This is a genomic window from Escherichia sp. E3659 (genome assembly GCF_005781135.1).
In the GTDB taxonomy this organism is placed as follows: domain Bacteria; phylum Pseudomonadota; class Gammaproteobacteria; order Enterobacterales; family Enterobacteriaceae; genus Escherichia.
The window spans coordinates 101,813-118,287 of the sequence record NZ_VATQ01000006.1 but is presented as its reverse complement, the minus strand read 5'-3'; the positions used below and the strand labels follow the sequence as shown (position 1 = coordinate 118,287).

Annotated in this window: 21 protein-coding genes and 2 tRNA genes; all 23 read right to left on the bottom strand. The window is 51.5% G+C overall.

Annotated features, from left to right (window positions below):
* Window positions 1-6: 6 nt before the first annotated feature.
* The 23 genes from FEK47_RS25065 to FEK47_RS05780 all read right to left on the bottom strand — a co-directional run bounded on the left by FEK47_RS25065 (window position 7) and on the right by FEK47_RS05780 (window position 16,403).
* Window positions 7-2,418, bottom strand: coding sequence for a phage tail protein I (locus FEK47_RS25065; RefSeq protein ID WP_135486258.1), 2,412 nt, complete (start codon window positions 2,416-2,418; stop codon window positions 7-9).
* Entirely contained in the window at window positions 2,411-3,325 is a 915-nt protein-coding gene (locus FEK47_RS05885; RefSeq protein ID WP_135486259.1) for a baseplate J/gp47 family protein, read from the bottom strand. Before FEK47_RS05885 ends, FEK47_RS25065 begins: the two co-directional genes overlap by 8 nt.
* Window positions 3,300-3,656 carry a GPW/gp25 family protein gene (locus tag FEK47_RS05880; RefSeq protein WP_040091455.1) on the bottom strand — a complete coding sequence of 119 codons (357 nt, stop codon included), beginning with the start codon at window positions 3,654-3,656 and terminating at the stop codon, window positions 3,300-3,302. Before FEK47_RS05880 ends, FEK47_RS05885 begins: the two co-directional genes overlap by 26 nt.
* A 34-nt stretch (window positions 3,657-3,690) precedes the next feature.
* Window positions 3,691-4,314 (bottom strand): phage baseplate assembly protein V, encoded by a 624-nt coding sequence (locus FEK47_RS05875; protein ID WP_135486260.1) that lies wholly within the window; start codon window positions 4,312-4,314, stop codon window positions 3,691-3,693.
* Complete coding sequence (locus tag FEK47_RS05870; protein WP_129542085.1) at window positions 4,298-4,849, bottom strand: hypothetical protein; 552 nt, start codon at window positions 4,847-4,849, stop codon at window positions 4,298-4,300. The genes FEK47_RS05875 and FEK47_RS05870 overlap by 17 nt, the downstream gene beginning before the upstream one ends.
* 11 nt (window positions 4,850-4,860) lie before the next feature.
* Window positions 4,861-5,583, bottom strand: coding sequence for a hypothetical protein (locus FEK47_RS05865; RefSeq protein ID WP_129541814.1), 723 nt, complete (start codon window positions 5,581-5,583; stop codon window positions 4,861-4,863).
* A complete protein-coding gene (locus tag FEK47_RS05860; RefSeq protein ID WP_135486261.1) occupies window positions 5,564-5,950 on the bottom strand; it encodes a head-tail joining protein in 387 nt (128 codons plus the stop codon). Before FEK47_RS05860 ends, FEK47_RS05865 begins: the two co-directional genes overlap by 20 nt.
* A complete protein-coding gene (locus FEK47_RS05855) occupies window positions 5,950-6,279 on the bottom strand; it encodes a DUF2190 family protein (RefSeq protein ID WP_240727680.1) in 330 nt (109 codons plus the stop codon). The genes FEK47_RS05860 and FEK47_RS05855 overlap by 1 nt, the downstream gene beginning before the upstream one ends.
* Before the next feature lie 72 nt (window positions 6,280-6,351).
* Window positions 6,352-8,442: a ClpP-like prohead protease/major capsid protein fusion protein gene (locus tag FEK47_RS05850; RefSeq protein WP_135486263.1), complete on the bottom strand. Its 2,091-nt coding sequence runs from the start codon at window positions 8,440-8,442 to the stop codon at window positions 6,352-6,354.
* Window positions 8,399-9,910, bottom strand: coding sequence for a phage portal protein (locus FEK47_RS05845; RefSeq protein ID WP_135486264.1), 1,512 nt, complete (start codon window positions 9,908-9,910; stop codon window positions 8,399-8,401). Before FEK47_RS05845 ends, FEK47_RS05850 begins: the two co-directional genes overlap by 44 nt.
* 8 nt (window positions 9,911-9,918) lie before the next feature.
* Complete coding sequence (locus FEK47_RS05840; RefSeq protein WP_000260557.1) at window positions 9,919-10,143, bottom strand: hypothetical protein; 225 nt, start codon at window positions 10,141-10,143, stop codon at window positions 9,919-9,921.
* The gene (locus FEK47_RS05835; protein ID WP_138183137.1) at window positions 10,134-12,251 is read right to left on the bottom strand and encodes a phage terminase large subunit family protein; all 2,118 of its coding nucleotides are present in this window, start codon (window positions 12,249-12,251) and stop codon (window positions 10,134-10,136) included. Before FEK47_RS05835 ends, FEK47_RS05840 begins: the two co-directional genes overlap by 10 nt.
* The gene (locus tag FEK47_RS05830) at window positions 12,251-12,748 is read right to left on the bottom strand and encodes a DUF1441 family protein (RefSeq protein ID WP_000373396.1); all 498 of its coding nucleotides are present in this window, start codon (window positions 12,746-12,748) and stop codon (window positions 12,251-12,253) included. Before FEK47_RS05830 ends, FEK47_RS05835 begins: the two co-directional genes overlap by 1 nt.
* Before the next feature lie 287 nt (window positions 12,749-13,035).
* Window positions 13,036-13,332, bottom strand: coding sequence for a hypothetical protein (locus tag FEK47_RS05820; RefSeq protein ID WP_135486341.1), 297 nt, complete (start codon window positions 13,330-13,332; stop codon window positions 13,036-13,038).
* Window positions 13,333-13,506: 174 nt separating this feature from the next.
* Window positions 13,507-13,662 carry a hypothetical protein gene (locus tag FEK47_RS25060; protein WP_167854637.1) on the bottom strand — a complete coding sequence of 52 codons (156 nt, stop codon included), beginning with the start codon at window positions 13,660-13,662 and terminating at the stop codon, window positions 13,507-13,509.
* 28 nt (window positions 13,663-13,690) lie between these two features.
* Window positions 13,691-13,804: a hypothetical protein gene (locus tag FEK47_RS05815; protein ID WP_135486342.1), complete on the bottom strand. Its 114-nt coding sequence runs from the start codon at window positions 13,802-13,804 to the stop codon at window positions 13,691-13,693.
* 166 nt (window positions 13,805-13,970) lie between these two features.
* The gene (locus tag FEK47_RS05810; RefSeq protein WP_135486266.1) at window positions 13,971-14,348 is read right to left on the bottom strand and encodes a M15 family metallopeptidase; all 378 of its coding nucleotides are present in this window, start codon (window positions 14,346-14,348) and stop codon (window positions 13,971-13,973) included.
* Between the two features lie 2 nt (window positions 14,349-14,350).
* Entirely contained in the window at window positions 14,351-14,626 is a 276-nt protein-coding gene (locus FEK47_RS05805) for a phage holin family protein (RefSeq protein ID WP_135486267.1), read from the bottom strand.
* Window positions 14,620-15,009 carry a putative holin gene (locus tag FEK47_RS05800; RefSeq protein WP_135486268.1) on the bottom strand — a complete coding sequence of 130 codons (390 nt, stop codon included), beginning with the start codon at window positions 15,007-15,009 and terminating at the stop codon, window positions 14,620-14,622. Before FEK47_RS05800 ends, FEK47_RS05805 begins: the two co-directional genes overlap by 7 nt.
* Window positions 15,010-15,101: 92 nt before the next feature.
* Entirely contained in the window at window positions 15,102-15,254 is a 153-nt protein-coding gene (locus FEK47_RS05795; protein WP_000833649.1) for a DUF3927 family protein, read from the bottom strand.
* The gene (locus tag FEK47_RS05790) at window positions 15,251-15,676 is read right to left on the bottom strand and encodes a tellurite resistance TerB family protein (protein WP_135486269.1); all 426 of its coding nucleotides are present in this window, start codon (window positions 15,674-15,676) and stop codon (window positions 15,251-15,253) included. The genes FEK47_RS05795 and FEK47_RS05790 overlap by 4 nt, the downstream gene beginning before the upstream one ends.
* 568 nt (window positions 15,677-16,244) lie before the next feature.
* A tRNA-Leu gene (locus FEK47_RS05785) sits at window positions 16,245-16,324 on the bottom strand.
* Window positions 16,325-16,327: 3 nt separating this feature from the next.
* Window positions 16,328-16,403, bottom strand: a tRNA-Thr gene (locus tag FEK47_RS05780).
* Between the last annotated feature and the right edge of the window lie 72 nt (window positions 16,404-16,475).

Genomic DNA, 16,475 nt, shown 5'->3' with positions numbered 1-16,475 from the left:
TCCTTATCAGTCTGTAAGTAACGAACAATAATTAAATGCATTAGCAACAGATACCGGATCCGGAAACTTTGCCATAAATTCTGACTTACTGCCTGTTACATTGCTGCACTGGAAAAACAAATATGACAGATTGCATTTTTCAGCAAACACATCCGGGAATATATCATTAATGTCCATTGCCAATAATGTGCACTCACGAAACATTTCGGTCATGTCGACACTACTTTCCCGATGATTAATCACCCCACAAGGAACCTTAATCAATGACGAACACCATCTGAACATGCCTCTGCTCACGGTAAGTGGGCAGTCTGCAAATAGTTCACCCTGAATCTTCGTTAATGCATTGCAATTCGAAAAAATATAAGACACATCTTTCAGCGAAATACATCCTCTGAATGTGTCAGCCGGTAACATAATAAGTTTTCTGCAATTTGCAAAAACGGAATTCATTGATATCAGAGATGTACAACCAGAAAAAATCCCTTCACCGATCTCAGTCGAAATATTACAGTTAGCAAACGTTTCTGATGCCGATTTAACTGACACACACCCCGAAAAAAGTCTGTCACCAATGCTTTCCAGTGATTTGCAGTTATAAAACACCCCGTTTATTCCTGTCAGCTTCTGACATCCCTCGAATAAGCCATCGCCAACATGGGTAATACTGTGGCAGTTGTAAAACGCATTATTAGCAGAACGAAGATTATCTGCTCCAGAAAACAATCGCGCAGGTATACTGCGTATACTGTCACACTCATTAAATATGCCATCAATATGCGCAATTCTGCTTCTGATAACATCCACCCAGCCACCGGGAATGGTTGTCAGTGTTCGGCAACCATAAAACGCATAGGACAAATCAATTGATGATGCGTCGTTTTCGTTCTGCTCCCCAAATATCGCCGGGAGTTCCGCAAGATTACAACACCCAGAAAACGCCCTGTAAAAATTCTGAAGTCTGTGAGCTGGAATAGCGGGGGCATTAACCATCTTCTCACACCCGGAAAAAGCATTTTCAAAAGTCAATGCATTCTCCATACCAGCGAATAATGTCTCCGGAACCCGGACGATCTCCGAACAGCCACAAAACAGTTTTGAAAGTATGTTCGCGCTTGATTTTGTCGCAAATAAAAGTGGGATGTCTGTCAGGGCAGAGCACCCATAGAATACACCAGACCAATTCACCACAGCTTCGCACCTGGCAAAAAGATTTTCAGGTAATTCATGAAGAGACGAACACCCCCTAAAGGCATTCTCAAATGAAAGTACGTGAGGCAGATTATCAAAAGAACCTGCGTGAATTTTTCGCAATGCCCACTGCAGATTCGCAAACCACGACATGTCTTTTCTGGAACCACTGACGCGGATGATCTCCAGGAGTGGATTGGTGTTGTTTACTGCCTTCGAGGTGTAGAATGTCAGACTTTCCGCGCCCTTAATCGTCAGTGTAATTTCTTCTCCGACCGGCAATGTGCGGGTAGCTTTGACCACATCCTCCTTAATCACATAATCTCTGCTGTCCAGTCCATCACCATAATCAATAGTGAAGTCGTTATCCTGGGGATCGATAAAAAACAGTGGCATGCTGGCGTTATCTGCCCTGATAATAACCTGAACAACAGACACAACACTTACCGGCAGTCTGGCAACCACTCCATTTACCGTTGATACGACGACTGTAGTTCGACCAGACTGTTTCCCTGTCAGAGTAACCACATCACCAGAAACACTTATCGCGGCCACACTGTCATCTTCGATTTGTACAGAAAATACGCGGGAATCAGCAATCAGTGGTAGCACCGTCACCTGCACAGAAACAACGTCTCCAGGGGCCAGTCGTAAGTTGTCTGATGACAACTGTATTTCTGACGGCAGTATCCTGTTTTTCATCTTTTCCGTCGCTGTCACATACCCATAGCCGTATCCTTTCCCCTGACAGCCCCCATAAACATGAATACTGAACCAGCTGCGCAGATTTTTGGCACGTAATACGGCATGTTTCAGATCCTGGTGGTCACTCATCAGGACAGGCAAGTCCTTCTGCTCCACATTCAACCGGAATGTATAGGGATCACCAGGCGGCGTCTGCTCATACCATTCCACAATCTGCGACCGGAACGGACTGTCAGCCAGCGACGCCATCAGCGCCGCTTTAGTCCCTCTGTGGCGATGGATATAGGCGGCACGCTTTATAGCAGAACGTTTTTCCGCCTCCGTCCAGTGTTCATTCCAGGTATCTACTGCCATTTCCCAGGCCAGCCATGGCAGCAATTCAGCAGGACATAAATCGGGATTTTTCACATAGCGGATCAGACAGACCGCTATGTCTGCCAACATATCTCCGGCGACACAGTCCACCACCCGCTCTGCCCGGCTGGCATTGATCGGCAGTATGCTCCTGATATCGTCATTCATCGGTTGTCTCCACCTTGTTCAGTGTTACCTTACGGCACCACGGTGCCTGCCCCATCGCAGGAACGATATCGCTGGCAGGAGAGGTCAGATTCACCGTAATCACCCCGGTCTGGTGCAGTGCACCATCCATGCCGGAACGGGATGCCACTGAACCAATCCTGTGGACACTGTCAGTGTAAGACTGCAGCGCCTTACGGGCATTTGCCATTACCAGTTCACCATCCAGTCCGTAGGGAATATGAATATTCGCCACCACGTCGTAGGGAATAATTTCTGCCGCCCGGACACTGACAAAATCCGTCAGGGGACGGGTTTCATCATCACTGACTGATGCTGCCACCTTATCCAGCAGGGGTTGTGATGCGGTGCCATTTCCTGACCGGGATAACACATAAAGAAAAACCCGCCCTTCCTGCGAATGCGTTTCCGGCCCGTAGGCTTTCACATCCAGCACATCAGGATCAGCACTTTGTGCAAAATAGTGGTACGCATTTTTCGCGCCAGCGGTGCTGAGCCGTGCCCATGACAACTGAATGCGTTCGCGAAAGGCGTCATCATCTTCATACACCGCCGGCGTGGGCGGAATGGTGCTGTCGTCTGCAGGGGTAATTACCAGCCGCTGTACCTGATAATTCGCGCCAACCTGATCCAGATCGTTCCCACCGGCACTGGCAAGCAGTACTGCACGAACTGCATCATTTATTTGCTGGCGCATCAGCGCCACCCGAAAAGCCAGTGCCTCCGCCCATTTATAAGCAGGATCAGATTCCACCAGTGCTGAAAACAACGTATCCAGCTCCTGATACTTCGCCACTATCTGAGAGACGAGCATTGCGGTATCCGGCACTTCCACAGCATCCGGTACCGGTATCGCGGACAGATCAATGATTGCCTGAGACATTGCCAATTTTTATCTCCTCGAGTCGAATCGTGTCCTGAGTTTCGTTGTTCACCCCGACAAGCGTCAGCCAGGCGCTCCCTTCTCCTGTCCACGTCACCTCCACCCGCCGGAGGGTCAGGCGGGGTTCCCAGCGTTCAAGGGCGGTTACCGTTTCACGGACAATTCTCACCCGCGTGAAATCATCCTGTGGGTTATCAAGCAGACTGAACAGTCTGCTGCCGTATTCCCTGAGCAGGACCCGGCTACCGACCGGCGTTGACAAAATATCGGTGACGGACTGGCGCAGATGTTCGTTACCGTGCAGATATCTGCCGGTGGCTGAATCAATACCAATCATGTTGTTTATTCCGGAAAAAAAACTGAAAAGGAGATTACATTTGCTGACCAGGCTGTCCGGTGCTGCCACCACTGTCGCCCCGGTGATTGTGACCGTTATAGACAAGCCGGATTTGACTCATCGTTCCGTAATGATCAGAAACCTCACCACCGACCGTCAGATCCGCCTTAACTACCGCTTCAGTATTCATGGTTGCTTTACCATGTACGGTCAGGGTGTCTGTGATTTCTACCGGACCGTCCAGGGTTCCCTTGCCGGTAATTTTATAGCTACCGCCTTCAGCCAGCGTGATGGACAGGGCATTAGCCTTACGGTCGTAACGGATTTCCGTTCCGGTATCAAACAAAATAACATGTTCGTATTTACTGCCCTCAGGGACAGGGATAGCGTCAATATTGGCCCCCGGATACACCCGACCGTTACGCAGATCGCCCGCCTCCGATATCACCGTAACGGCATCGCCGGGAGCCGGATAATTACTGACCTGCATGTAGCGCCCGGACTGCACCTGAATCCAGGGTAACGGCGGCGAAAGCACATCCCCGATATCCACCCGAACCATCACCGGACTACCCGGTATCACTTCCTCCACCACCCCACGCCGCACCATATCCGCCACCCTGCGGCGTAACTCTGCCACTTCATCCGCCAGACTCATTGCCGGTGCCCTCGGTTTTCCAGATAAGACGATAATCCCGCTCATGTCTCTTGCCAGTTTCCGGTACTTTCCCCAGCCAGACTTCCTGTAATGGCGCACCTGCCGGAACCGCGAACGGATCTTCCCCGACAGGAATATCCTGTTCGAAAGAAACACGGAAAACGATGTAGTCATCCAGAAGCCGGTCGAAGGTATCCACCTCTGCATCAATAAAAACAGCCGGATCAACGTTATCCAGCCCGAACGTGGCCCCCTCAATCCAGTCAGACAAATCCATCGCCAGGCAACGGGCAAAAATCTGCGGTTTTGGCACGTTTTCCGTCTTTCCGGCCCGGTCTGTCACCACAAACAGATCACATTTCAGCGTGACCCGCGTCTGCCCGTCGGCAAACTGAGTCTTGTCCCAGCCAGGTACATCCACAAACACGGCAGGCGTCACCAGTTGCGTCACTTTTTCCGGGTATTCATCAGCATCTTCCACCCAGGGAATTTGTTTCAGACTGTCAATCACCGCCTGATGCCAGGCTCCCATCATCAATGGCTCCATCACTCCAGCCCCTTAAATACCCGGAATTTCAGTTCATGCTCAAAATTTTTCAGGATCAGTGCTTCCGCATCCGGAAAAACAAAATCCTCTATACGGTTCAGCATGGCTTCATAAATATCAATTTCCGCTTCACGCACCCTCCGCCGTCCGGATGCCTGTCGGACCAGTATCGTTTTCCTTTTTGATATACGTCCGTTACGATTTTCCGTTTCGAACTGGTTGATGAAGGCATCATCCGTTGACCAGGTGGTGACAGGCAGGGATTCCCCGGAAGGTTTAAAACGGATCTCCCGCGCCTTCCTGCGGTGGGAAGCTGGTGCAAAACGTCCCCGCTCATCGCGCAACTGATGACGTTCGCCGCGTCGTCCCCCACTGATGCGTCCGCGCAGATCACGTACTTTGATGGCATTCAGACCAAACCACACCTTCGCCTCATCAAACTCATCACCGTTACGACGAATGACAAAATTATGCAGAACACGCTTTTTGATCATTTTCTGACTGCGTGGGGCAACCTGTTTTTTAAACTCTGCCATAGCCTTCATCCGCAGTGCAGACGAAGCTCTTTTCAGTGCCACGCCCCAGGCTTTACGGATCTGGCTTTTTGAACCGCCCAGTTTAGCGATAATTTTCAGCACCTCATCTTCATCAATATCGACGACGAGGTTTCGTGCCAGCCGTCGCTGCCGGGCACTGCTTCGTTCATGCTCTCTGACTGCCATAACGTTTACTCGGTCGGACAGGGGCGGCAGGTGTACTTCTTCCGGGTTCTCCCCGCGCAAGAGTAACCCGTGTACGCCCTTCCTCATCAGCGCCAATATGCGTCACGTGAAAAATATCAGCATTAATTTCCACCTGATCACGTTTCATTAACCCGGAAATATCTGCTGTCATGGCACTGAAGGCTGGCGCATGATCATTAATTTCACCACCATCACGGATCCCGACGGTCGCATCCGGCGATTCGAATATCACGCTTACAGGCCGTTTATCTCCGTCCCGGAGGAACAGGTATGCGGGTATCTCTTCAGCAAATGCCCGGGTTACCCGGGCATCCGCGTTTGTAAGCAGGCGTCGAAACCTGTTCATCAGTACCCCAGACGTACACACACAGTGGCATCACTGGTTTCAGCGTTACACCAGACGGTACCCACCAGCGTATTACCTGATTTCGTTGCTGTCAGTGTTGCCGTATCCGCTTTGAAATACACCAGCTTGCCTTGCGTCAACGCCTCTGCCTCTTTAGGCAAAGAGAAAACTCCCGTCGTATGCAGAATGCCCACATCTCCGTCCGGAATATCAGCATGAGCAACACCAATAAGATTATCCTGAACAACCAGATCGCCAGATGACACTACCTTTCCGGTCCCATTCAGCCAGTCGACGTTTTTTCCGTCCTGAACAAAATTTTTTGACATTTTCTTCTCCGGTAAATGCGGCGCCTGGTACGCCGCTTCAGCCATAAAAAAACCGCCCTGTCCGGCGGTTATTTACTGTTTTTTCACTTTGACCATGCCACGCCAGTCAAGCGGTGCCACTCCGGCATCAATGCGCACCTTGAATGCTGCACCATCAACCGTAAAGCCCTGTTGCTGCTCCAGATACGGCGTATCAATACCGTCGAGGTAAGCCACTTCAATCGTGTCACGCCCCTGCGCTGCCACCAGGTAATAATCCGTCTGGCTGCTGTCATCAAGACGGGCCTCTGACAGAACCGTGGAAAAATTCTGAATCGGGTTAATAATGCCGCTGTTCGCATCTGCACCGGGCACGCTGGCAGACTTAATCAACTGATTGGCACGCGACTCAATGGCAACAGGCGTCAGCATAAAAGCAGGACGAATGTTCAGACGACGGTCACCCGATTTCTGGAGCAGCATAGCTTTACGCCCGGAATCCAGCCCCTCAATAGACAAATCGGCAGTCACCAGGTTGCCATGATCTGCATGGAACAGCGGTTTACCATCCGACATTTTCGGATTGCTGGTCAGCACGGCCCAGACCAGATCACCCACGGTAGTACGCGCTGCCGCCCCCATTGCCATCGGAATACGGGTCAGCATATCCAGGTCATCATTGATGATGGTCTGGCGATCAATGCTGAACAATTCGCCATACGTCGCCAGTGCAATCGGTTCGCCACGATCTTTCAGGGTCACATATTTATATTCAGCCCCCGGCAATACTTTTCGTAGCGTCGGGAAAGTTTCCAGCCCGACACGATGCGCGGTTTTAAAATCAGTCAGCGTTCCCTTGCGGGTCCATTTGTCAAAATTTTCGCTGGCATCATCCCAGCCCTGCAACGCAGCTTTATGAGCCACATCCATCAGGATATTGCCGAAATCGCTGCTGCTGTGAGTAAATGCCAGCCCAACCATCGCCATCGGTGCGGAATGACCTGAGATACCAATACCGCGATCAACCAGCGAAGCACGCGCCAGCTCGCGCAGAGTAAAACCGTTATAAGCATTATCTTTTTCTGCTTCGGCATATCCGGCGCGTGCCATCACAGCCGCACGAATGGAATCGCCGACCAGATTACCGTTCCCGGCATGAATATGAACAGCGCCCGGGCCTGCACTTGGTGTCGTTCCGACTGCCAGCGCATGCAAAAGTTTTTCACGGGCCTGTGCTTCCGTACAGGTCATGTCGTTCAGACACTCCGCTTTCAGTGCGGCATAAGACGGGAAAGAGGCAAAAACAGCAGTTACAGCCTGCACACGTTCCGCATTGGCTGCCATCAGTTGTTGCTGAACCTGCGAAGCAATTGCGCTGATATCCACATTTCCGGTTGATGACGCCTGCTGAGTTGCGGTCTGTTGTGCATCTTGCGAACCTGCTTTCGGTTCCTGCTGCTGTCCGTTCGTCGTTTCTGCACGCGGAGCAAAAAGCGTGTTAAGCTGTTTTGGCATGTTATGGTAATCCTTCAGTTTATTTTGGTTCACACAGGCCGCAGCCTGTAATTCTGGTTCAAGCGTATCAGCGAAGCCTTTTTCCACGGCTTCAGCACCGTTCAGCCAGGTTTCTGCTTTCAGCATGACTTCCAGCTCCTCCTGCCCGAGTCCGGTTTTATTCATGTAGGCTGACAGCATCAGCGCCTCGTTGCGATCCAGCCAGTCGGCATAATCACGCATATCATCAGAATCGCCGGCGATCCCACCCCACGGCTTGTGTATCATCAGCCAGGCGTTTTCGGGCATATGCACTGTGGCGCCGGGCAGACAAACAATCATGGAGGCCATGCTGGCAGCAACCCCATCCACCCAGATATCCACCTTCGCTTTCAGACGTGACAGCGTGTTAAAGATGGCAAAACCCTGCATCACATCACCGCCCGGGCTGTGGATATGCAGATCAATGGCGCTGGCCTCAAACACCCCCGCATTTTTACAGTCAGCAATAAACTGCTGCGCGGTGATGCCCCATCCACCAATCACGTCATAGAGGTAAATTTCCACCCGCCCGGCAGCCTGTGCCCGGATTTCGTACCAGCACTGACCATTAGCGGCATCCACCCCCGCAAGGCTGGCGCGGGGATTAATCATCGTCCCGCGAAGACGCGGGTTTATCATTTGCTGCATCAGGGAGCACTCCTTTATCGTTAGCGGCGTCAGAATCGAACACCAGCCCGTTTTCCCGGTTAAATTCAGTTTCACGCAGTCGCTGACGTTTGACCTCCTGCGGTGACTGCCCACGGGCACGTATCCACTCGGCCTCCGTCCCGGCACCACCGCGAAGAATGGCCCGCCATGCTGCAGCCTCCTTCACCGGATCAATCCACGGCATCACCGGCCCAAGATAAGTGGCATTGAAAAGCGTGGACATATCCACATCAGGAGGAATTTCAAGAAAAGGTATCGCCTGCTCCAGCCATGCCCGGTACACCGGGCGGCTGTACTGACCGACAAACCACTGCTGTAAAACCCCATAGCCTTCGTAACCTTCCACCAGCTCCTGACGCTGCGAACTGTAGGAGCCGTTATAGTCACGAGCAATACTGGAATAACTGCCACGGGTTCCGGCAGCCACAGCACGCAACTGCCCGTTCCGGAATTCATAAAGATGAACATTCGGACGATTCGACTCCACCATCCCCAGATCTTCACCCGGCGCCAGTTCGTCAAAAATCATGCCCGGCGAAATATCAAAATACCGGGGTTTTTGTTCTGTGGGTGTCCAGTCGTTATCCGTAGGAAAGCTGGCGGCATCACCACGCTTAATGTAGAACCCCAGCGCGGCAGCAATACGGGCAGCCACACGCTCTGATTCTTCGTAATCTTTCAGATCAGCAATCCGGCGAATCACACCATGTAACAGGCTGACACCTCTCACCTGATGAAGCCGTTTCCGCATCGCCAGATGAAGCATGCTGTCTGCGTGAACAGTTTTGAGATCGGCGCTGAATCCACGCATATTTGCAGGATGGTATTTATAAACCCGATACCCTACAGGCCGCCCCCAGTTGTTAAGAATAATGCCCTGACGGACTTGCTGACCCGCGTTCGTGTTCAGACTGACCGGAACAAAATCTGCTTCGAGAAGTTCCAGTGATAATGGCACCACAGTGGAATGATTCAGACCGGCGACAGGACCACGCACCAGTTGTACGAACATCTCGCCATCACGCAAAGCAGATCGCAATGCCATCCGTTCGGCCTCCGGGCGGGTGAACATCCCCGTGACCTCAGGGCGAACAGACCATTCAGACCACAATGCCGAGATCTGCTCTGCCAGCAATTCATGCAGGGTGCCATCGCTTCTCAGTGGTTGTGGTTCAACCTGGATCCCCTGCGCACCAATAACCCGCTCTTCCAGCTTATCCAGCAGACCAATCACGATATCATGATCTTCATCCAGCGCCCTGGCCTGCTCCCTTAACGAAGTGCCGGCAGAAAAAACTGCTGTATCGGCAGAACGACTCTCACGCCGGGCTTTATTCAGGCGTGAAGGCTGCGCCGCCTCATAAGCTCTCAGCAGCATTTTGTTTCTGGCGCGCGAAACTGCCCACCCTGGCGCAATTGCGCCAAGTGCTTTATCAAAAAAACCCATAAAAAACCTCAGGAGAAACGGGCGAGTTTGTACGGTTTCCTTGTGGGCTGGCAGGCCGCCGCCCAGCGTTTTTCCCAGTATTCAAGCTCCCTGCGCAATGCAACAGGATCATGGTTGGTGATCGCTCTGCCATTCACCCCGGTAAAAGACACACTTTTACCATCCAGGGAATCCCTGTATGCCTGACGCACGATAACCAGCATCTGGAAAATCTCATCTTTTTTCACAACCATCCTCCGTTTCGGGGTAGTGATAACCAGTTTCCGGATAACGCTTCCGGCGACGCTGCTTTTTGCCGCTCATCTCTGCCGGCAACGTTTTTCTTGTCCACTGTGCCGGAAGAACGTCTGTCTGCCGAAGCCCCCGCGTCAGCATCCTGCCCTCTTGCCCACTGGGGAGGGTTGCTCCAGTCACGGATTTTTTCATAGCCACGCAGAATGGCGACGGCATGTGCATAGCAAAAAAGGTCAAACGCTTCGTTATTCCCTTTTCCCGGCTTGCGCCATTTCCCGTCAGCACCGCGTTCCTCATAGGTCAACTCTTCATAAAACCACTCCCCGAGCCAGTCAGGAAAATGAATGTAGCCCGGTCCGGGCATTTCACGTTGCAGGTTATTGCTTAGTTGATCTTTCAGCAGGTCTGTCTGCAGGAGATATACCGGCACCTTTCCCTGAGCATCCGCACGGCGATCGCTTCGCCCGGTATTATCCGGGTGTGTGATGGTGATAATTTTCTGGCGTTTCGTGCTGTCTCCCTTTACCAAAAAAACCCGTCTCCCCACTCCATCCTGACGACATTTTCGCCAGAATTTATAGGCGTTATCCGTCACCCCGTCTTCACCACCACTGTCCACCGCCATTGCCAGTACAGGCATTCTGCGGGCCGGATCGGACTGGAGCGGATACGTTTTCTCTAGTATATCGGTGACCAGCAACTGCCAGTCTTCAGGATAAGCCCCGGGATGCACAGGTAATGCTTCGCCATTTTCATCGCAGCGCAATGACTGTCGGATGTTATAACGGTCCACCAGCCAGCGTTCACCGTCCTCGCCATAACCAATAATCTGCACCACAAACCGTCGGTTCTTCCCGCCCTGCACGTCCACCGCCGCAATAAGAAAACGCACTTTCGGCGGTACCAGGCGCTTACCGTAATCCTCAGCCCGCTGCATCAGAACATCTGCACTGCGCAACTCCATTGCGGAACGAGGCAAATAAGGTAATCCCCAGTCGGTGTTAATCACCGCCTTCAGCGTTTCCTCACTGCCTGTGGCTTCATATTCCTGCTCAGCAGTCAGTAGTTTGTAAACCAGTTGCGCCCAGGTCTGATACGCAGCAGCCGGCCCTTCCATCCAGAAGCTGGCTATCCTTGAATGACGTGGCGTTCCGGTAACATTCCCTTCTCTGTCAATCTGCTCACCTTCACGCAACCAGACGCCGCGACCATTCAGTTCACGTTTCATATCTGCAGTGATTTGACTGCCACAATGCGGACACAATATATGAGCCGCTTCACTGGCTTTTACAGGATCAGGATTGTCACGATATCCCGTCATAGCCTCCATTGATGGCTGAAAATAATCACCACAATCCGGACAGGGCCAGTACCAGCGACGACGATCGCCACGGTTATACAGAGAAAGGATCCCCGTGGTGGGCGGGGCCTCATGCGGTGACGTTCTGCGCCATTTGCTGTTTGTGATCTCACGTCCAGGGGAACTCTCCACCAGCGTCATACCAGCTGACATAAATGTGGTGGTACGTTTTGAAGCCAGGGAGAAACCATCACCTTCGCCATCGATATCTTCAGGAAATCGGTCGTAATCAGTCAGCGCAACACATTTAAAATCAGAGGATGACATGACATTGATGGAAGGCCAGCCGATTTTCAGAAAGCTGCCTGACAGAAAATATTTGTCATGAACGTTGTTATCGTTACGGCGTGGGCTGAGGCGTTTTCTGACCTCCGGGCTGCAACGAAATGTTCTTGCCAGGCGCTTTTTGGAGTGCTCCTGCGCCTTATCCTGCGTCATCTGCACCAGCAAAAAGTCCGACGGATCGCAGACAATGTTATAAACCACCCAGCCATCAATCAGGCCGTTAGTCTTACCCGTACGGGCAGGGCCAACAAAAACAACCGCATCAAACTCACGGGACGACAGGCAGTTCATGGGGTCAATCACATACGGCGCAACCATCGGATCCCACGGAACAGAGTTGCCACCAGATGTAGGGACTCGCATAAATTTTTGTACCGCTTCGGCAACAGGCATTCTGCGCGGCGCTTTAATTAACTGGCCCGTATCCAGTTTCAACGATCTGGCGGTCGCCTGCACAGGCATTATTCGTCCTCCTGATTTTCCTCCTCTGTATCTTCCTGTTTGCTGTCATCTGCCACCCGCCGCGCAATTTCGTCACGCAGATCATCAATAATGCTTTGCACCCGCATGACAGCCGAAGGCTCAAGAGCGCAATCGCGTTCAAGAATATCGGGGAGGGTTTCCAGAACCTGCACCATAGCCTTTGCCATTTCAGCAAATTCACGGGCGACATCAGACGCAGGGATCAGTTCTCCGACCTCCTGTTCGAATTTCAGACGTTCCCGTTCTGACTGATACCAGGCTTTTCGGTCATGGGGATCCATTTCCCCTTCAGCGACAGGCGGTGGCAACTTCAATAACTCAGCCAGAATATCAGTGAGTTTGTACAACTTAAGTTTGTCGTGCCCACCCGTGGTTTTAATTTTTTTTAACCTTTCAGACACCGTTTGTCGGTGTAACCCAGACAGAGCAGCTACCTGACTGATGTTGAGTGCAAGATTCTTCAGTTCACGATCCATAATTCACCAGACACATAAAAAACCAAGGTCACGACGAGTTTTATGTTGTCGAATAAAAAAACACCAATTTCGACATAGAAGAACTAAATTAACAATAAATATCATGTAGTTAACAAGATGATGATGACGAATGAAAATGCAAAAATTTGGCGATTTCTGCGCGTCCGCATCCCCCCGGTGTTTCAGATTCTGGAAAGGACCCGTAAAAATGGGAGTAATTATCATTTACACACATTCCAACACCTGCATTATCGCAGCCCCTCACTGAAGGGCTGCTGTAATACCTGTTACTCAGTAACAACTGCTCCTTCCGGTAATTTCATGCAGGCAAATACCGGACAACCAGGATGACGATCATCTTCTGTTGCTTCCAGCATTGACTCACCAAACCACTCCGTCGTGGCTCGACCATCAGCTGCTTTGTAGTGGATCAAGTACTGGTTTTCGCCATCCGCATACTGCGCGCGGGCTTTAACCTCACCCCATTCATCACTGATGCGCATCTCCACCAGTTGAGACAACTCAAACTTAAACGGAGCAACATCAGCACCAATTACAATCGGTTTGTTTTCTGTTTTTTCCATCATCGTATCCTGATATCGAAGCCCGTCGCCGCACCGGGCACTGATCAACATTTGAGTATTCGCGGCGACAGAAAGAATTTATTTTATTGAGTAGCCACAACCACAGAATTTCATGCTTTCCGGACGTAGACGCGCCCTTCATTTTTCAGCAAAATATTCTGCTCTTACAGGCGATCAGTTCTGCAGACACAGCCGAACAACGTCGACAATTTCACAGACCTGAGAAGCTGTATCGAAAAGCTGGCGCGCCTTATCCAGGCTGGCGCATCCCACCAATAAAAAAGGCACCAGTATCACTACCAGTGCCCATTTCGCCGCCGTTCGCGGCATTCTGTGTGTCCAGTGTCTTCGACTCATGTCACCACCAACGCACAGCCCAAATCAGAACAGCGATCGCCACAAGGCGAATTGCAAAGGCTGCAGCCCTTGTCAGATCAAGGCTCGCGGGAGTTTCAACTTCTATGCCTCTCATAATGGACAACCTCAAAAAGAATCTTTTATACTTTCCCACGAGGATTTTCTCCGCACTCACTGTTCACAATTTCCTCACCTCATGCTGTTTTGCAACTTGTTGTTCCTTTTCATGGCGTGAAAACTAAAAACCCCGGACTGTTCCAGCAGCCGGGGTTTTGTTTTGCTTATCGTTTCAACTGAAAGTGAGGTCCGTCTTTCAGTGTTTTCCAGTCCCCGCCCCATTCGATGGCAGTTCCCAGCTCTGCGGCAGCCTGCTTAAATGCCTGCGCGATTTTCTCGTACAGAGGCCAGTCCCATGACACCTGGCTGCCAACGTAGGCCACAACATCCACCGCATCACCCGTCAGGTGGCGGCTGTTCATGGTCTGACTTTTTCCTTCCGCGACCAGCTGTTTCTGGCGATACTTACTGCGCAGGCCTTCCGTAATACCAAAATCAACCTCCGTCAGCTCCAGCGCACGGCGAACGACAGCAACCAGCTGTGGTTTGATGCCCTCCAGATTTTTTTCACTGCGACGGCTGAATCTGAATTTACCCGACATACTCACCTCAACAATGGAAAGATTCTTGTGACGTTCCCGCGTGCACGTATTACCAGTACGCAGAACAACAGATTAAAAAATACGTCCAGCCAGCCCGTTGCTAACGGGCGACCACACAGATAGCTGAGTGGCGCAATGGCATAAAGCAGCATCAGCAGCCAGGCCAGCCATGACATCAGCGGTTTATGCGTGGAATCTTTACGTCGATAAAAAAAGAGCGTCAGCACGATAACCATGCATAACGCCACGTTCAGCAATCCGGGAAGGTTACTTAACATTTGCCGCCTCCTCCGCCCCGCAGGCGGGAGAACAGACCGGACACCAGTGATGCAATATCCTGCTGGTGGATGAACGACAGAATCTTCACCGACACCACTGACACCAGCACTGCACAAAGTGCATCCGCAGATGTACCGTCATAACCTGTTTTTGATGCAATCCAAGCTGACAGCACACGTGCCCCCAGCACGCCGACAATGAACGACACCAGAAAATGCGCAGCCACACGCCAGGCTGAAAGTGACTGCGGCATCGTTGCCACAAACAACGCTCCCGCAAATGCACCAAACACAATCCCGAAATCCGTTCCGGTAAACAGCCCGAATACCGTCGCCCCACCGAGCGCCGCAGCCGTACCGGAACCGGACAAGGGTTCAGACATACTTTTTCTCCTGTAAATAAAAAAGGGCCACCAGCGGCCCGTAAAAAAACAGCACCCAATCAAAGGCGCCCGCAGACGCCTTTTGTGTGGTGTTATTCAGATTTACGCAGTAAAGGCCGGAGCACGACCAGCGCCATTGCCACCAGCACACCATCTGCCAGTACCGACATCAGCCGTCCGGTGAAATCCACCACCACTACCAGAAACAGCAGGATGGCAGCCAGCACAAGGCGCGCACTTTTCACAGATACTGCTCCAGTGGTAGCTGCAGCGCCTGCGCAATTTTCTTGAGCTGTGTCTCCTCCTCCGGACCAATGCCATCCTGGTCAGCAATATCCAGACACAGGCACAGCACATTAACTGCGTCATCAGTACCGGCAACATCAGCCAGCTGACGAAGGGCTTCGGCATTGGCAGAACGCGGTGACGCTTCATAACGGGCGCGGATATTGGCACTCATCTGGGCAATCTCACCGGAGAACGGCGCAAAGGCAGGAAGTGCTGCAATGGTTTTCTCCAGTACCGCGATTTCTTTCGCATCACAAGTACCGTCGGCGAATGCAATGGAATACGCACCCCAGACAGTCGCCTCCACTGCATCGCGGTTCTCCATTTTCTTTACTTCAGTAATGGCTTTGCGGGTTTTCTTTTTGAAAATACCAAACATCGTGACGTTTCCTTTTAGTGGGTGAGCCTGCGCCCGGGGGTGACCAGCCCACAGAGAAAGTCACACTGACCATCCCGTAAGTTCACCCCTGAAAGGCTCTGTGGTTTTGATGTGCGCCGGGCGTGGCGCGGAAATAAAAAAGGCCCGCCGTAGCAAGCCATGAAGAAACTGAATTCAGAATAAAAAAAACCGCCCGGTGGAGGCGGTTGGTCAATGCATGAGATAAATCATTTTATTGTAATAAGAATCGAGGTGTCGGGTGCCTCCCGAAATATCCATCCCTACAACAGATATTGTGATTCCCCGCTAAACCACTATATAAACCACCCTCGCACTGAGGAACACCTCTTTAGTGTTATTTACAACACCGGGATAGTGCATCATCGGCCCTGCCAGGAAATACAAAACCTCCACCGATAATGCACCATTCCGTTGTTGTAAAAAAACAGCACTGTGACTACAACCGACCTCAAATCATAGCCAGAAAACAGAATGTCTTTTAAAAACAACCAGCCCCCACGTAACAAAAAAATACGCCAGTGCCACGATACAATAAGGCTTGTTTCTCTGGAGCGGGTCGCGGGAATCGAACCCGCATCATCAGCCTGGAAGGTTGAGCTGAGGTAATAGCCATTATACGATACCCGCATATGGTGCCGACTACCGGAATCGAACTGGTGACCTACTGATTACAAGTCAGTTGCTCTGCCTGCTGAGCTAAGTCGGCATTGGTTCCTCGGGGGAGCGATACCACCTTGAAGAGGAGTTCCCCTCAGAACCGCGGCGTATAATAACGAAT

What these genes read in the sequence shown, in the direction of transcription:
- FEK47_RS25065 (WP_135486258.1), bottom strand. Translation starts at nt 2,418, where the DNA reads ATGAATGACGATATCAGGAGCATACTGCCGATCAATGCCAGCCGGGCA.
- FEK47_RS05880 (WP_040091455.1), bottom strand. Translation starts at nt 3,656, where the DNA reads ATGATTGGTATTGATTCAGCCACCGGCAGATATCTGCACGGTAACGAA.
- FEK47_RS05875 (WP_135486260.1), bottom strand. Translation starts at nt 4,314, where the DNA reads ATGAGTCTGGCGGATGAAGTGGCAGAGTTACGCCGCAGGGTGGCGGAT.
- FEK47_RS05870 (WP_129542085.1), bottom strand. Translation starts at nt 4,849, where the DNA reads ATGATGGGAGCCTGGCATCAGGCGGTGATTGACAGTCTGAAACAAATT.
- FEK47_RS05865 (WP_129541814.1), bottom strand. Translation starts at nt 5,583, where the DNA reads ATGGCAGTCAGAGAGCATGAACGAAGCAGTGCCCGGCAGCGACGGCTG.
- FEK47_RS05860 (WP_135486261.1), bottom strand. Translation starts at nt 5,950, where the DNA reads ATGAACAGGTTTCGACGCCTGCTTACAAACGCGGATGCCCGGGTAACC.
- FEK47_RS05855 (WP_240727680.1), bottom strand. Translation starts at nt 6,279, where the DNA reads ATGTCAAAAAATTTTGTTCAGGACGGAAAAAACGTCGACTGGCTGAAT.
- FEK47_RS05850 (WP_135486263.1), bottom strand. Translation starts at nt 8,442, where the DNA reads ATGCAGCAAATGATAAACCCGCGTCTTCGCGGGACGATGATTAATCCC.
- FEK47_RS05845 (WP_135486264.1), bottom strand. Translation starts at nt 9,910, where the DNA reads ATGGGTTTTTTTGATAAAGCACTTGGCGCAATTGCGCCAGGGTGGGCA.
- FEK47_RS05840 (WP_000260557.1), bottom strand. Translation starts at nt 10,143, where the DNA reads ATGGTTGTGAAAAAAGATGAGATTTTCCAGATGCTGGTTATCGTGCGT.
- FEK47_RS05835 (WP_138183137.1), bottom strand. Translation starts at nt 12,251, where the DNA reads ATGCCTGTGCAGGCGACCGCCAGATCGTTGAAACTGGATACGGGCCAG.
- FEK47_RS05830 (WP_000373396.1), bottom strand. Translation starts at nt 12,748, where the DNA reads ATGGATCGTGAACTGAAGAATCTTGCACTCAACATCAGTCAGGTAGCT.
- FEK47_RS05820 (WP_135486341.1), bottom strand. Translation starts at nt 13,332, where the DNA reads ATGGAAAAAACAGAAAACAAACCGATTGTAATTGGTGCTGATGTTGCT.
- FEK47_RS25060 (WP_167854637.1), bottom strand. Translation starts at nt 13,662, where the DNA reads ATGCCGCGAACGGCGGCGAAATGGGCACTGGTAGTGATACTGGTGCCT.
- FEK47_RS05815 (WP_135486342.1), bottom strand. Translation starts at nt 13,804, where the DNA reads ATGAGAGGCATAGAAGTTGAAACTCCCGCGAGCCTTGATCTGACAAGG.
- FEK47_RS05810 (WP_135486266.1), bottom strand. Translation starts at nt 14,348, where the DNA reads ATGTCGGGTAAATTCAGATTCAGCCGTCGCAGTGAAAAAAATCTGGAG.
- FEK47_RS05805 (WP_135486267.1), bottom strand. Translation starts at nt 14,626, where the DNA reads ATGTTAAGTAACCTTCCCGGATTGCTGAACGTGGCGTTATGCATGGTT.
- FEK47_RS05800 (WP_135486268.1), bottom strand. Translation starts at nt 15,009, where the DNA reads ATGTCTGAACCCTTGTCCGGTTCCGGTACGGCTGCGGCGCTCGGTGGG.
- FEK47_RS05790 (WP_135486269.1), bottom strand. Translation starts at nt 15,676, where the DNA reads ATGTTTGGTATTTTCAAAAAGAAAACCCGCAAAGCCATTACTGAAGTA.